The sequence below is a fragment of the Halomonas sp. genome, assembly GCF_029263665.1.
GTDB lineage: Bacteria > Pseudomonadota > Gammaproteobacteria > Pseudomonadales > Halomonadaceae > Halomonas.
In genome coordinates this window covers 1-13154 of record NZ_JAJUFQ010000019.1, presented here as the reverse complement: position 1 = coordinate 13154, position 13154 = coordinate 1, and the positions used below count along the sequence as shown (strand labels likewise).

At 57.1% G+C, this 13154-nt stretch carries 12 protein-coding genes; 7 read left to right on the top strand and 5 right to left on the bottom strand.

Translation table 11 applies throughout. The features are described from left to right. Positions 1–217 precede the first annotated feature (217 nt). On the top strand, positions 218–682 hold the full coding sequence (locus Q1K07_RS16275; protein ID WP_300313173.1) for a DUF4399 domain-containing protein: 465 nt from the start codon (positions 218–220) through the stop codon (positions 680–682). A 42-nt stretch (positions 683–724) separates the two neighbouring features. Continuing rightward, the gene (locus Q1K07_RS16270) at positions 725–1504 is read left to right on the top strand and encodes an META domain-containing protein (RefSeq protein ID WP_300313171.1); all 780 of its coding nucleotides are present in this window, start codon (positions 725–727) and stop codon (positions 1502–1504) included. On the opposite strand, the gene Q1K07_RS16265 is transcribed toward Q1K07_RS16270, so the two are convergent. Further along, positions 1419–2558, bottom strand: coding sequence for a GGDEF domain-containing protein (locus Q1K07_RS16265; protein WP_300313168.1), 1140 nt, complete (start codon positions 2556–2558; stop codon positions 1419–1421). The two genes, Q1K07_RS16270 and Q1K07_RS16265, sit on opposite strands and share 86 nt — an antisense overlap. A 190-nt stretch (positions 2559–2748) precedes the next feature. After that, positions 2749–3471, bottom strand: a complete 723-nt coding sequence (locus tag Q1K07_RS16260; protein ID WP_300313165.1) for a YebC/PmpR family DNA-binding transcriptional regulator — start codon at positions 3469–3471, stop codon at positions 2749–2751. A 267-nt stretch (positions 3472–3738) separates the two neighbouring features. Between Q1K07_RS16260 and Q1K07_RS16255 the strand changes: the two genes are divergently transcribed. From Q1K07_RS16255 to Q1K07_RS16240, 4 genes are all read left to right on the top strand, one after another. Next, a complete protein-coding gene (locus tag Q1K07_RS16255) occupies positions 3739–4842 on the top strand; it encodes a Xaa-Pro peptidase family protein (RefSeq protein ID WP_366945087.1) in 1104 nt (367 codons plus the stop codon). A gap of 112 nt (positions 4843–4954) precedes the next feature. After that, positions 4955–6832: an ABC transporter ATP-binding protein gene (locus Q1K07_RS16250; protein ID WP_300313161.1), complete on the top strand. Its 1878-nt coding sequence runs from the start codon at positions 4955–4957 to the stop codon at positions 6830–6832. A 153-nt stretch (positions 6833–6985) separates the two neighbouring features. Then, entirely contained in the window at positions 6986–10054 is a 3069-nt protein-coding gene (locus Q1K07_RS16245; protein ID WP_300313158.1) for an EAL domain-containing protein, read from the top strand. Between the two features lie 27 nt (positions 10055–10081). Further along, positions 10082–10429, top strand: coding sequence for an antibiotic biosynthesis monooxygenase (locus Q1K07_RS16240; protein WP_300313156.1), 348 nt, complete (start codon positions 10082–10084; stop codon positions 10427–10429). A 28-nt stretch (positions 10430–10457) separates the two neighbouring features. Here Q1K07_RS16240 and Q1K07_RS16235 read toward each other — a convergent pair whose 3' ends face one another. Both Q1K07_RS16235 and Q1K07_RS16230 read right to left on the bottom strand, forming a co-directional pair. Further along, positions 10458–10787: an AzlD family protein gene (locus Q1K07_RS16235; RefSeq protein ID WP_300313153.1), complete on the bottom strand. Its 330-nt coding sequence runs from the start codon at positions 10785–10787 to the stop codon at positions 10458–10460. A gap of 15 nt (positions 10788–10802) precedes the next feature. Next, positions 10803–11531 (bottom strand): AzlC family ABC transporter permease, encoded by a 729-nt coding sequence (locus tag Q1K07_RS16230; protein WP_300313150.1) that lies wholly within the window; start codon positions 11529–11531, stop codon positions 10803–10805. A 226-nt stretch (positions 11532–11757) separates the two neighbouring features. Between Q1K07_RS16230 and Q1K07_RS16225 the strand changes: the two genes are divergently transcribed. Next, on the top strand, positions 11758–12222 hold the full coding sequence (locus Q1K07_RS16225) for an Lrp/AsnC family transcriptional regulator (RefSeq protein ID WP_300313147.1): 465 nt from the start codon (positions 11758–11760) through the stop codon (positions 12220–12222). Between the two features lie 137 nt (positions 12223–12359). Here Q1K07_RS16225 and Q1K07_RS16220 read toward each other — a convergent pair. Continuing rightward, on the bottom strand, positions 12360–13154 hold a 795-nt coding region (locus tag Q1K07_RS16220), incomplete at its 5' end, for an FAD-binding protein (RefSeq protein ID WP_300313145.1).

Genomic DNA, 13154 nt, shown 5'->3' with positions numbered 1-13154 from the left:
GGTGGTCTATGTTGTGCTGGGCATCATGATGTCGGACAACATGGTGGGCGCGTTGTTTCAAACGATGTCGCGTCCTTGTCGGTTTCAGGCTGCTAGACTGGATGCGCATTCTTGCATATTGGAGCAGGAAGCAGCCGACCTTGCCTGGAGAATGCAGGTAAAGTGGAAAGTCTCTCTATCCGGAGAGATTCAGGAAAAGGAAGAACAGGAGGGAATCATGCACAGCAATAGCTACAAGCATCGTGGTGTCATGGCCATGTTGGCGCTGGCCTTGGCAAGTGGTGGGCTGGCCTCATCGGCGATGGCACAGGATTCGATGGAACGACTGGCAGCGCCAGAAGATGCCAAGGTGTATTTCATTTCACCTGCGGATGGCGATACCGTTTCCAGTCCGGTCACTGTACGCATGGGGCTGGAAGGTATGGGGGTGGCACCTTCCGGTGTCGAAATGGAAGATACTGGCCATCATCACGTGTTGATCGACACACCTCTTGAATCGCTGGATCTGGATGCTCCTCTGCCAGCTACTGACAATACCGTTCACTTCGGTGGTGGTCAGACAGAAACCACGCTGGAGCTGGAGCCGGGAGAGCATACTCTGCAGTTGCTGTTCAATGACTATCGCCATGTCAGCTTCGATCCGCCCGTCGCATCGGATGTCATCACCATCCAGGTGGAGTGATATAGTCGCAGCGGTGAGTACAGGCAATGCAGGAAGGTAAGGATGAAAAGGATTTCAATATTTGCTGCCCTGCTGGGTATGGCACTTTTCTGCGTGGCCTGCACAGATCAGACCCAAGCAACAGCGCCCTCGCCACTGGGGGCGCTGCCGGCCAGCTACCTGGGGCAATTGCCCTGCGATGACTGCAAGGCGATTCGCTACGAACTGTCCCTGTTCGATGATGGTGGCGATTCTCACCTCCTCGACTACGCTCTCAAGCGGGTCTATCTGGGCCCGGGGGAGCTTCGGCGTTTTCATGACCAGGGACAATGGACGGTGGAGCCGGATGGGCTTCTGGTCCTGGATGTCGATGGTCAGAAGGTGCGATGGCAGATCGAACCGAATGGTGACTTGACCCTGATGAAAACGGAGGACGGTGATCCTGAGCCCAGTGCCAGGCTTACTCGTCTACCAGAGTATGTCGGTGAGCCGCTGGAGAATCGATACTGGCGTCTGATCGAAATTCAGGGCAAGGCAGTCTCGGTATCGGCAGGCCAGAGAGAACCCTATCTGGTGCTACGTTCCACTGACATGAGCCTGACAGGGTCAGGAGGGTGTCAATGGTTGTCAGGCAGCTATCAGCGTTCTGCCCGGACCATTGATATATCCCCGGAACTGGGCAAGCCAGAAACCTCAGACTGCCCTGCTCAGACATCGGTACAGCAGCAGGCATTTATCGATGTACTGCAACAGAGCGTTAGTTGGCGGGTTTTGGCTGATCGCTTGAACTTTCGAGATTCCCGGGGGAGCGTGGTCGCACGTTTTGAGGTGGTTCATCTTTGACGCTGCCACTGACAATACGATCCCGGCCTTCTGCCTTGGCCTGGTAAAGCAAGCTATCGGCCTGGTTGACCAGAGCGTCAGGGGCCGTACCGGGCGTGACATTGGTCAGTCCCACACTGATCGTGACGATGATCTGCTTGCCCTGGTGCTGCAGGGGCTGGGTTCTGAGACGCTCGCGGAAACTCTCTATGACGGGCAACATTTCACGTTGTCCTGCGCCGGGGAAGATCAACAGAAACTCTTCGCCTCCCCAGCGACACAGGGTGTCGGAGCGGCGAAAGTGAGTCGTCAACATGTCCGCCATCTGTACCAGGCACTTGTCACCGACCCGATGTCCATATTCATCATTGATCAGCTTGAAGTGATCGACATCGACCAGTGCGAGACAGCAAGGTGATGGCGATCGGCGTTGCTGTTCCATGAGCTGGCGCAGATAGTCAGTGGCAAAACGACGATTGAACAGCCCCGTAAGCGCATCGCGGGTGGCGATCTTGGTCAGGCTTCTTTCCTGCTTTTCAATCAGATAGCTGATGATGATGACGAAGCACACCATCCCGGCCAGGGCCGCAGTGAGATTGACGGTAGCCATGGCAGAGGGGAGGCCCGGAGCGACTTCAAGCGGGGTGAATCCGGCGGGCAGGCGCTCCAGCAGAATGAACAGCAGCATGCCCAGCATGCCCAGTAATGCCGACTTCCAGCGGGTAATGGCTGGGCTGAGTGCTGCCAGGCAAGCCAGAGGTAACAGGTAATAATGAAACCCGGACATGTTGCCCAGCACTATTGTGACAATGGCAGCATGGCCATATGCCTCAGTGGCAATCAGATAGATGGCAAGTCGATGGGCTCCCTTGTAGTTGGCAACCAGGGAAGCACACCACATGCTGACGCTCAGCACATTGAGCAGCGCAAGATAAGGATGCCCATAGACCCAGAACAGGGGGATGAAGGAAAGATGCGCCAGTGCGCCAAGGACAGCCGTCCACTGAACAAGCACTGATTTGCGATATTCCTGGGCGAGGACAACGTTGAGTTCAGGAACCGAAAATGGGGGCATAAAGCGTGATTCAGGCACCGTGCTGTGCAGGGACAAGTGTATAGTACTTTAGCAGAGAGCTGAATCAGTCAGTGTAGGGAGGAAGAAAGAAAAAAGAATAAGGCAAGTGTTCCGGCCCACTGCTACTAAACCGTATGAGACGAAGTGGGTGCCGGAACGATATGGACCAGCCATACACTGATCAGAGAAATTACTGAGGCAGCTCAGCGCTGTGGTAGACGTTCTGCACATCGTCGAGTTCGTTGAGCATGTCCAGCAGTTTCTCGAACATCGGGATGTCATCGTCTGCCAGCGGTGTGGCGGCCTGAGGCAGGAACTGAATCTCATCGACCTCGAACTCCACGTCACCGAAAGCAGCGCGCAGAGCCTCACGGGTCTTGGCGTAATCGGTCGGTGGAGCGAAGACGGTGATCAGACCATTCTCGTTTTCGATATCCGTGACATCGACTTCCGCTTCCATCAACGCTTCCAGGGCGGCTTCTTCATCGTCGCCAGGGAAGGCCAGGATCGCCAGATGGTCGAACATGTGGCTGACACTGCCGGGAGTGCCGATCTTGCTCTTGGTCTTGGTAAAGCAGGCGCGCACGTCGCCGAAGGTACGGTTGGGGTTATCGGTCAGGCATTCGACGATGACCATGATATTGCCCGGACCGAAGCCTTCGTAACGAGCCGGTGAATAATCCTCTCCACCGACACCGGAAGCCTTGTCCAGGGCTTTATCGATGACGTGGGAGGGCACCTGGTCCTTCTTGGCACGATCGATCAGGCCGCGCAGTGCCAGGTTGCCGTTGGGGTCGGTACCCCCGGACTTGGCGCATACGTAAATTTCACGCCCATACTTGCTGTAGACCTTGGTCTTGGCCGCAGCCGTCTTGGCCATGGATTCCTTGCGGTTTTGGAAGGCCCTGCCCATTGCGTTGTCCTGTAATGTGAAACACAAGATGGGATTTTACGAAACGCTGCCCTGGGCGAACAGCCCTAAATTCTCCCGGGGCGTGTTCAGTCGAAAGGCATTGGTCGAACCATGAGGGTGATGTCTACACTTCGTGGGGGAACTTTCGTGAGTGAACAATGGTGACCGAGGTCTGCGAAGTTTGCCATGGATCATCTTGATTATCGGAAAATGCTCTTGGCTTGCCATGCGCGCAGCGAACTTCCCTTTCCGGAGGAAGAATTCGACATGCGTGTTGCCCGCGTGCGAGAAGTCATGCAGCGTGAAGGACTGGATGCCCTGCTGGTGTCTTCCGCTGCTGACATCTTCTATCTGTGTGGGTACCACACTTTCGAGGTCTCGGTGCATGCCGCGCTGGTGGTGACGGATACACATACCTTGCTGCAGGTGGCATCCATCGAGACGGGCGCAGCCGTAGTGACGGCCAAGGTCGACGAACTGGTGAGCTATCGCTGGGAAGCGCCGGAAGAGGTGATCGGGCCGCTAGCTGATGCGCTCAGTGGCTGTCGCCAGGTTGGCTTCGATGGGCTGGGAAGTGGCCTGCGTGCTGGTGTGTTACAGCGCTTGCAGGCACGCCTGGGAAGTGAACGCTTTGTTGACCGAACCGCCGCAGTGATGGCTGAGCTGCGCCTGGTCAAGAGTTCGCGGGAACTGGCTTGCCTGGAGCGCAGCGCTCGAATGACCGACGCGGGCCTGACCTCTGCTCTCGATATGGTCGCGGAAGGCGTGCATGACAATGAAGTGGCGGCGGAGGGCGCACGGACGATGCTGGCTGCCGGCAGTGAGTTCTTCAGCCTTGGACCCATTGTCACCACGGGGGCGCGTAGTGGCCTCATCCATGTCAATCACAAACGCCATGTCATTGCCCGGGGCGACGTCGTGTTTCTGGAATTTGGCGCAGTATGGCAGCGCTATACGGCTCCTTGCATGCGAACAGCGATTATCGGACAGCCTGATGATGAGATGAGTCGGGCAGCCGAGCTATGTCGTCGGCTTCAACAGCGATTGTGCGATGCCATGCAGCCTGACGCCAGCTTTGAAGAGGTTGCCCGGATGGCAGCGGAAGAGCTGGTGCCATGGCGGGACACCCTGTTCCACTCGGGCGTGTTCGGCTATGCGGTCGGAGCTCAGTTTCCGCCCAGCTGGGTAGAAGGCACGGGCTTTATCGCTTCCGGTCAGCAACGGCACCTGGCCAAGGACATGGTCTTCCATCTACCGTTGTGCCTGCGTTCTCCTGGGCGCTGGGGGATAGGCCTGAGTCATACGGTACGTGTCACCGAACGGGGGGCCGTACCGATCACCCGCCACGATGGACAATTGGTGATTCGATGACGTGACCCCTCCGAGCGCCATCCACAGAACCCATAGAAAGATGGCATCCTGCTAACAGAAAAATCCCGCTAACAGAAAAGGCTGAGCTACACTGTCGGGTTCCTGTTTCGGCATGGAGGCCCGATGCATGCTTCGTTTCTTCGAGAATCTGGTCAACCCTTATCCTGAGGAAGAGCCACGGACCCCGCCGAAGGGGCTGTGGCCCTTTGTGCTGTACTATTCACGGCCATTCCTTGGCCTGCTGTTGGCCATGTCGATCGCGACGGCTCTTGTATCGGCAGCCGAAGTACTGTTTTTTCACTACATGGGGACGTTGGTCGATTGGTTGTCCACGGCGGATCGTGACACCTTTGTCGAGCAGCATGCTCTCAAGCTGGTGGTCCTGAGTGTCCTGGTTCTGATCGGGGTGCCGGTGCTGGTGTTGATGCGTTCTTTGCTGACGCATCAAGGTGTCTTCGGCAACTACCCGATGCTGGGGCGGTGGCTGTCGCACCGTCTGATGCTGCGTCAGAGCCTGGCCTTCTTCCATGACGAGTTTGCTGGTCGCGTTTCCCAGAAGGTGATGCAGACCGCGTTGGCGTTGCGCGAAACCGTCACCAAGCTCCTCGATATGCTGGTCTATGTGCTGGTCTATTTCACCGGCGCACTGCTGCTGCTGGGTAGCGCCGAGCCCTGGCTGATGGCGCCATTGTTGATCTGGCTGGTGGGCTATGTGGGGCTGATGCGCCACTTCATTCCACGCCTGCGCCGGGTGTCGATGGAGCAGGCTGATGCCCGGGCAGTGATGACGGGCCGCGTGGTAGATAGCTACAGCAACATCCAGACCATCAAACTGTTTGCAGACGAGACGCTGGAGCAGAACTATGCCCGGGAGTCCATGGACGTCTTCATGAGTACCGTGCATCGACAGATGCGTCTGGCCACGGGGCTGACCGTCACCTTGACGGTGCTCAATACGATGCTGCTCGTCAGCATGGCGGGACTGGCGGTGCTTGCCTGGCACCAGCAATGGGTGTCTCCAGGAGTGACGGCCGTTGCCATTGCTCTTGTCATGCGGGTACGTGCCATGTCCGACTGGATCTTGTGGGAAGTTGCTGGTCTGTTCGAGAACATCGGTACCGTTCAGGACGGTATCAATACCCTGTCCCGTCCCCCTGAAGTGGTGGATGCTCCGGACGCCACGCAACTCAGTGTCAATCATGGCGCGATCCATTTCGAGAGCCTGCATTTTGGTTATTCCCGTGGCCGTCGCCAGGGGGTACGTGTCTTCGATGGTTTTGATCTCGACATCGCACCCGGCGAAAAAGTTGGCATCATCGGACGTTCCGGGGCAGGCAAGTCGACGTTGGCGTCATTGCTGCTGCGTTTTCATGACCTGGAGAAAGGGCGTATCACGATCGATGGCCAGGATATCTCCCGAGTCACCCAGACATCGCTGCGTCACCAGATTGGCATGGTTACCCAGGATACCTCCTTGTTGCACCGATCATTGCGGGACAATCTGCGCTACGGGTGCGAGAACGCCACCGACGAGGATATCTGGAGGGCAGTGAGCCAGGCTCATGCCTGCGACTTCATTGAATCACTGGTGGATCCTCATGGTCGCCGAGGCCTGGATGCGCTGGTAGGCGAGCGCGGTGTCACGCTGTCAGGCGGGCAACGGCAGCGTATCGCCATTGCCCGCGTGCTGCTCAAGAATGCGCCGATTCTGGTACTGGATGAAGCCACTTCTGCATTGGATTCCGAGGTTGAAGCGGCCATCCAGGAGCAACTGTATACCTTGATGGAAGGCAAGACAGTGATTGCCATTGCGCATCGCCTTTCGACCATTGCCATGCTGGACCGCCTGGTGGTGATTGATGCAGGGCGCATCGTAGAAATGGGCGATCACACCAGTCTTCTGGCGGCGGGTGGGCTCTATGCCTCCTTGTGGCGGCGCCAGTCCGGCGGCTTCCTGGGAATTGATGTGGAGGTTCCGGAGGAGGCTTGACCGAAGGCAGAAGATGCCACTTAAGGTAAGCGTAGAATGCATCGACCTGAGCAAGCTGGAAAACCAAGGCTTTTTGCCGAATGGATTCATTGCTCGGGGAGAAAGGCCAGCAGGTGCAGGTGATGCATTTCGTTTTACCTATGAGGCATTGCAATGCCAGTCAGTATTTCATTCGGGCTTTCCTCCTCAAGACGGCCCCTTGGGCGGCACTGGCGGCCTGTCGTGCTGTACGTTGCTTTCCTGCTGGTGATGCTCTACAGCATTGTCTGGTTGCTACGCGAGCAATATGTTGCGGAGATTCAAGGTGCGCGGGGACGCCTTCACGCCAAAGGTGACCTGGTCGTAGAACTGGTAGAGCGCTCCTTTTCTACAGCGGAGCAAGTGCTGATAGGGCTGTCCGATCTGTTTGATACCGCAGGGCAGCCGGTGGTCATGAAGCACTCCGATGAGGTCAGCGCTTTCCTGCGCAAGCGCGGCGCGGGTCTAGATTTCATCGATGAATTGTTTGTCATGGATACTGCTGGCAAGACCATCGCCAGCTCTGGCGCCGGGGCCAGCGTTCCCCCTGAGTTGTGGCAGGAGCAGTCTCCCCCTCGATTCCAGTCATCAACACACAGCGATGTGTTGATCACCCCCCTGTATTGGTCGGAGCAGGCGAAGAGCTATCGTATCCTGATGGCATTGCGCCTGCGTGATGCCAGTGGCGAGGTCCGCGCCCTGGCGGTGGCGCGTATCGTACCGATGAAGCTTGATGGAATGCTGCGCGAGATCGACCTGCAGCCTGGGGAAAGCATTGCCATCATCGACTCCAATGGACGCTTGTTGATGCGTCACCCAGCCGCAAAAGTGGGACTTGGTGATGTGATCACGGCAGCCAGCACGACAGACAGCTTCCAGGAAGGGGAAAGCCCCTGGGAGTATTCCAGAGCATCGCGTGTGGATGGCAAGCACCGCCTCTATGTTGCGCATCGTACGGACTTTGTTCCCTTGTTGGTGATAGCGGGACAGGGAACCGATGAGCTCCTTGCTGGCTGGACCCAGCGTCTATGGGCATTGGTCTTTGCTGGACTGCTGCTGGCGTTGCTGGGAGGTTGGCTGTTGCGACACATCCTGGCCCTGTGGCAGGCCAAGGAAGCCTTGCAGCATGAAGTGATGGAGCGACAAAAGGCCCAGGAAGATGCCATGAGTCGAGAGGCTCGTCTGCGAGCACTGATCGGCTCGATGCAGGATATGCTCTTCGTGTTCGATACCAAGGGGCATTTCATCTATGTCCATGCCGGAGATGAAGATGTTCTTCTGAGACCGAAATCAGAGCTGCTTGGCATGAACATTCTCGATGTATTGCCATCGGATGTTTCTGCACAGATTGATGCAGCCCTTTCCGATATCGAGTCAACCCGGGCCCCCCAACTTGTCGATTATCACCTTGAGCTGGGAGGCGAGCGGCGCTTTTTCAGTGCCCTGTTGAGCCCTCTTGTATACGAGGAGCATGGTGAGCTGCGCGGTATTCTGGCCGTGGTGCGGGATGTAACCGAGGAGCAGGCCCAGCAGGTGCAGTTGCGTATCGCTGCGCTAGCTTTTGAACCCCACCTCGGAATGATGATCACTGATGTTCGAGGAAATATCCTCAAGGTCAACCATACCTTTACCAGGATCACTGGGTACATGGAAAGTGAAGTCGTGGGCAGGACCTCGTGCATGCTCAACTCCGAATTGCACGAAGAGGGCGTTCACCAGCGGCTGTGGGAAGAAGTGCTGAAATATGGCAGTTGGCAGGGAGAAGTCTGGAGTCAGCGCAAGAATGGTGAAGCCTACCCCCAGTGGCTGACCATCAGTGCGGTACAGGATGAGTGCGGACAGTGCACGCATTTTGTAGGAACCCTGAGCGATATCAGCGAGAGCAAGGCGGCTGAGCGGGAGATTCATCAACTGGCCTTCTTCGATACATTGACGGGGTTGCCCAACCGACGCCTGATGCTGGAGCGTATCGATAGGGCCCTGGTCAGTCATTGTCGCAAAGAGGGATTTGGTGCCCTGATGTTCCTCAATCTGGATGACTTCAAGCAGGTCAATGAGGTACTGGGCTACCAAGGTGGTGATGCATTGCTGAAATGCATTGCACAGCGCCTGGAATCGGTTCTGCAGGAAGGTGACAGCCTGGCGCGTTTTGGCGGCGATGAATTTGTCGTGCTGATCGGTGAGCTGGAAACGAGTACGCCGGTGGAGTGTCGAGCGGCAGAATGCGTTGCCCGGACATTGCTGGATGTTCTGGAACAACCCATTGCCCTGGCGGGCCATACATTGACCGTCACTGCCAGTATCGGCATTACCCTGTTTCGCCATGATGCAACGGCAGATGAGTTGTTGCGTCAGGCTGATATGGCGTTATTCCAGGCCAAGTCCCTGGGGCGCAACATGGCCTGCTTCTTTGATCAGGAGATGCAGGAACGCATCCGGCAGCAGACTCAATTGGAGAAGGATCTGGGCCAGGCACTGGGCAATGAGGAACTCTTCCTGGTCTATCAATACCAGGTGGATGAATTCGGCAAGACCATCGGTGCTGAAGCCTTGCTACGCTGGCGTCATCCTCTGCGCGGCCTGGTACCTCCCTCGGAGTTCATTCCCATCGCCGAACAACAGCAGGTGATCCACCAGATTGGCCTATGGGTGATAGAAACGGCCTGCCGAACGCTGGTGGCCTGGTCGCAGAGCGAAGCGCGGGCGACCCTCTCCCTGTCGGTCAATGTCAGCCCGAAGCAGTTCCATGCGCCTGATTTCGTGCAGCGGGTCGATGAAATCCTGCAGAGAACGGAAGCCCCTGCGAACAAGCTCAAGCTCGAAGTGACGGAATCATTGTTCATGGATGACCATGAGGATATCCGTCAACGGATGATAGCGCTCAAGTCCCTGGGGGTGACCTTCGCCCTCGACGATTTCGGTACCGGCTATTCGTCGCTTTCCTATCTCAAGCGTTTGCCTCTGGACCAGCTCAAGATCGACCAGTCCTTCGTTCGCGACGTGCTGGACAACAGTACCAGTTCAGCCATTGTGGCAAGCACCATTGCGCTGGCCCATACTCTCGAACTCGATGTGATTGCAGAAGGTGTGGAGAACGAAGCTCAACGTGCCTGGTTGCTGGAAAATGGCTGCCATTGCTTTCAGGGTTACCTGTTCAGCATCCCCGCGCCTCTTGACCAGGGTTCAGAGACCTTTTGCGCATGATGATTCCCCGCCGACAAGAGGGTTTTCATGGCCGACAGCAATGCGACTGCCCCCATGGGCACTGTTCCAGCCAATACCCCCAAGCCGCCGTATTATGCGGTGATCTTCACTTCATTGCGCACTGAAGGCGATGATGGCTATGGCGAGATGGCCGAGCGCATGGTTGCGTTGGCCAGCCAGCAGCCAGGCTTCCTTGGTGTGGAGTCTGCCCGGGAGGGCGTGGGTATCACGGTATCCTACTGGCAGAGCCTGGAAGCTATTGCTGCCTGGAAGGCCAATCTCGAACACCGTGAAGCCCAGAAGCTCGGGCGTGAGCGCTGGTACAGCACCTTTCGTGTCCGTATCTGCAAGGTCGAACGGGAGTATGGCCTATAGGTGGCCAGCTTCATGTTGGCGTGCTGCGTCATGCCAGCAGGTGACGCAGCACGCCAGCCGAAGCGATACCGATGATCACCGTTGGCAGGAGGGAAAAGCGAGTTGCGGCAAGCAGGGTAATGACCAATGCTGCCAGATCCGCTGGATGCTCGGAGACGAAGTAGGGAGCAATGACGGAAACCAGCACGCACCCTGGCGCGGCCTCCAGTACGGTGATGGCTCTTTGGCTGAGGGAAACACGGCGGATTACCAGATACCCTGCAATGCGAGTGAAATAGGTCACGCAGGCCATCAGCACGATGGTGAGCAGAACCGTGGTATCAATCAGATTAGTCTCGATCAGGTCAGTCTCGGTCATGTTAGCCTCGGCCAGTTATTTCTCTTTTACCTGTTTCTCTTCCATCTGTTTCTCTTGCACCGGTTTCTCTTCCACTGTTTTCTCTTCCACCCACAGATACGCTGCGACAATACCGGATAGCGCTCCAGCAGCCACATACCATCCACCTGGTACCAGCAGATAGGTCAGGGCAGCGACAACCAGGCTGACTAACCAGGGGCGTGCCTGGCGAAAGCCCTTCCACATTCCGCGCAGCAAGACCAGGAATACAGCAGGAAAGGCCATATCGAAACCCAGCGACTCGATGTCGCCAATCATTGGCCCAAGCCAAGCGCCCAGTGCCGTGAACACGACCCAGGTAAGATAAAGACCAGCAGACAGGCTGAGATAATAAGGCAGGCTGAAGGGAATCATGTGGCCGGCCTCGGCACGCTTGCGTGCATGAGACAAGCCCATGGCCCAGCTTTCATCGCACATGAAGAACAGTGTTGCGAATGCCTTGCGCTTGGGTAAGTGGCGCAGCAGGGGAGCGAGTGTTGCGCCCATCAGCAGGTGACGGCTGTTGACCAGGAAGGTAATTGCCAGGATCAGGGCCAGATGCGGTGGCGACGTCCATAGCCCGATGGCAGCAAATTCCGAACCACCAGCGAAGTTCAGCCCGGTCATCAGTGGCACTTCCACGATACTCAGGCCTTTCTGCGATGCTTGTGCACCCAGTACCAGCGCGAAGGGAATGAAGCCGATCATCACGGGCAGGGCGTCCATGAGGCCACGCCTGACATCTTTGCTCTCTCTGGATGAAGCGTCGAATGAAGACGTTTCAGAATCAATCGTTTGTGCGTGCATCGCATCGGAAGACATGAGCAGCTCCAACCAAAGTATAAAGAGCGGCTAATATACGTCTTTTGATGTGGTATGTGGTTGCTTTTATTTTCCATTTGAGAAAAATATTGGCATTGAATGCCAAATATCCTTCTTGAGGAGATTGTTCGTGCCAATCAAGCTGGATCGTATCGATCGGCGTATCCTGAATGCGCTTCAGGAAGATGGGCGGCTGCAGAATGTGGAGCTGGCCAAGAGGGTCGGCCTTTCTCCTTCACCTTGCCTGCGGCGAGTGCGGCGGTTGGAGGAGGCGGGTGTCATAGAAGGCTATGTGGCACTGTTGGATGCGGCCCAGGTAGGCGCTGGCCTGACGGTATTTGCCCGGGTGTGGCTGGGGGCCCAGGACGAGGGCACCGTCAATCGCTTCATTGCGGCAGTGCAGGGCATGCCTGAGGTGATGGAGTGTCATCTGATGGCAGGGGATTGCGACTTCCAGTTGCGTATTGCCGTGGCTGACCTGGAAGCCTACCGCCAGTTTCAGGTCAAGCACCTGTCGAACATCCCGGGGGTGCACAGCATCAAGACGGATATCCCGATGCAGAAGGTCAAGCACACCTTGAAGATCGAGCTTTGAATTGGGCGCAGCGGTTCCATGAATCAAAGCGCCCATGAACTCAAGAATCTATGAAACAAAGAACCTCGCCGAGCGCATGTCTCGGCGAAGGAGTCCCGGTCCGGTCTTCGTAACTCGTAACTTGTAGCTCGTAGCTATTACAGCTTGCTTTCCAACTCGGGCAGTGCCTCGACCAGATCTGCGACCAGGCCGTAGTCCGCTACCGAGAAGATCGGTGCCTCTTCATCCTTGTTGATCGCCACGATGACCTTGGAATCCTTCATCCCGGCCAGGTGCTGGATGGCACCGCTGATACCCACGGCAATGTACAGCTCCGGCGCCACGATCTTGCCGGTCTGACCGACCTGCATGTCGTTGGGCACGAAGCCGGCATCCACCGCCGCACGCGAGGCGCCGATGGCAGCACCCAGCTTGTCGGCCATCCCGTCGAGCAGCTTGAAGTTGTCACCGCTACCCATGCCGCGACCACCAGAGATGACCACCTTGGCGGCGCCCAGCTCTGGACGGTCGCTCTGCGCCAGTGCTTCACCAACGAAGCGGGACTGGGTGTTGTCGACCCTGGTGTTATTGATCGAGCTGTCTACAGCTTCGACGTTCGCGCCACCGCCCTGGCCCACGGCATCGAAGGCCGTGGGGCGCACGGTAATGACCTTGAGCGCATCGCTGCTCTGCACCGTGGCAATAGCATTGCCGGCGTAGATCGGACGCTGGAAGGTATCGGCGCTTACGACCGCAATGATCTCGGAAATCTGCGCCACGTCCTTCAAGGCGGCCAGGCGCGGCAGCACGTCCTTGCCGGTGGTGGAAGCCGCCGCCAGTACATGGCTGTAGTCATCGGCCAGCGCTGTAAGCAGATCCGCCAGGGGTTCGGCCAGTTGATGCGCATACACGGCATTGTCGGCCACGCGCACCTTGCTTACGCCATCCAGCTT

Excerpts from the sequence above, each read along its gene's own strand:
- Q1K07_RS16275 (WP_300313173.1), top strand. The coding sequence starts at position 218 with ATGCACAGCAATAGCTACAAGCATCGTGGTGTCATGGCCATGTTGGCG.
- Q1K07_RS16270 (WP_300313171.1), top strand. The coding sequence starts at position 725 with ATGAAAAGGATTTCAATATTTGCTGCCCTGCTGGGTATGGCACTTTTC.
- Q1K07_RS16265 (WP_300313168.1), bottom strand. The coding sequence starts at position 2,558 with ATGCCCCCATTTTCGGTTCCTGAACTCAACGTTGTCCTCGCCCAGGAA.
- Q1K07_RS16260 (WP_300313165.1), bottom strand. The coding sequence starts at position 3,471 with ATGGGCAGGGCCTTCCAAAACCGCAAGGAATCCATGGCCAAGACGGCT.
- Q1K07_RS16255 (WP_366945087.1), top strand. The coding sequence starts at position 3,739 with ATGCGTGTTGCCCGCGTGCGAGAAGTCATGCAGCGTGAAGGACTGGAT.
- Q1K07_RS16250 (WP_300313161.1), top strand. The coding sequence starts at position 4,955 with ATGGAGGCCCGATGCATGCTTCGTTTCTTCGAGAATCTGGTCAACCCT.
- Q1K07_RS16245 (WP_300313158.1), top strand. The coding sequence starts at position 6,986 with ATGCCAGTCAGTATTTCATTCGGGCTTTCCTCCTCAAGACGGCCCCTT.
- Q1K07_RS16240 (WP_300313156.1), top strand. The coding sequence starts at position 10,082 with ATGGCCGACAGCAATGCGACTGCCCCCATGGGCACTGTTCCAGCCAAT.
- Q1K07_RS16235 (WP_300313153.1), bottom strand. The coding sequence starts at position 10,787 with ATGACCGAGACTGACCTGATCGAGACTAATCTGATTGATACCACGGTT.
- Q1K07_RS16230 (WP_300313150.1), bottom strand. The coding sequence starts at position 11,531 with ATGGACGCCCTGCCCGTGATGATCGGCTTCATTCCCTTCGCGCTGGTA.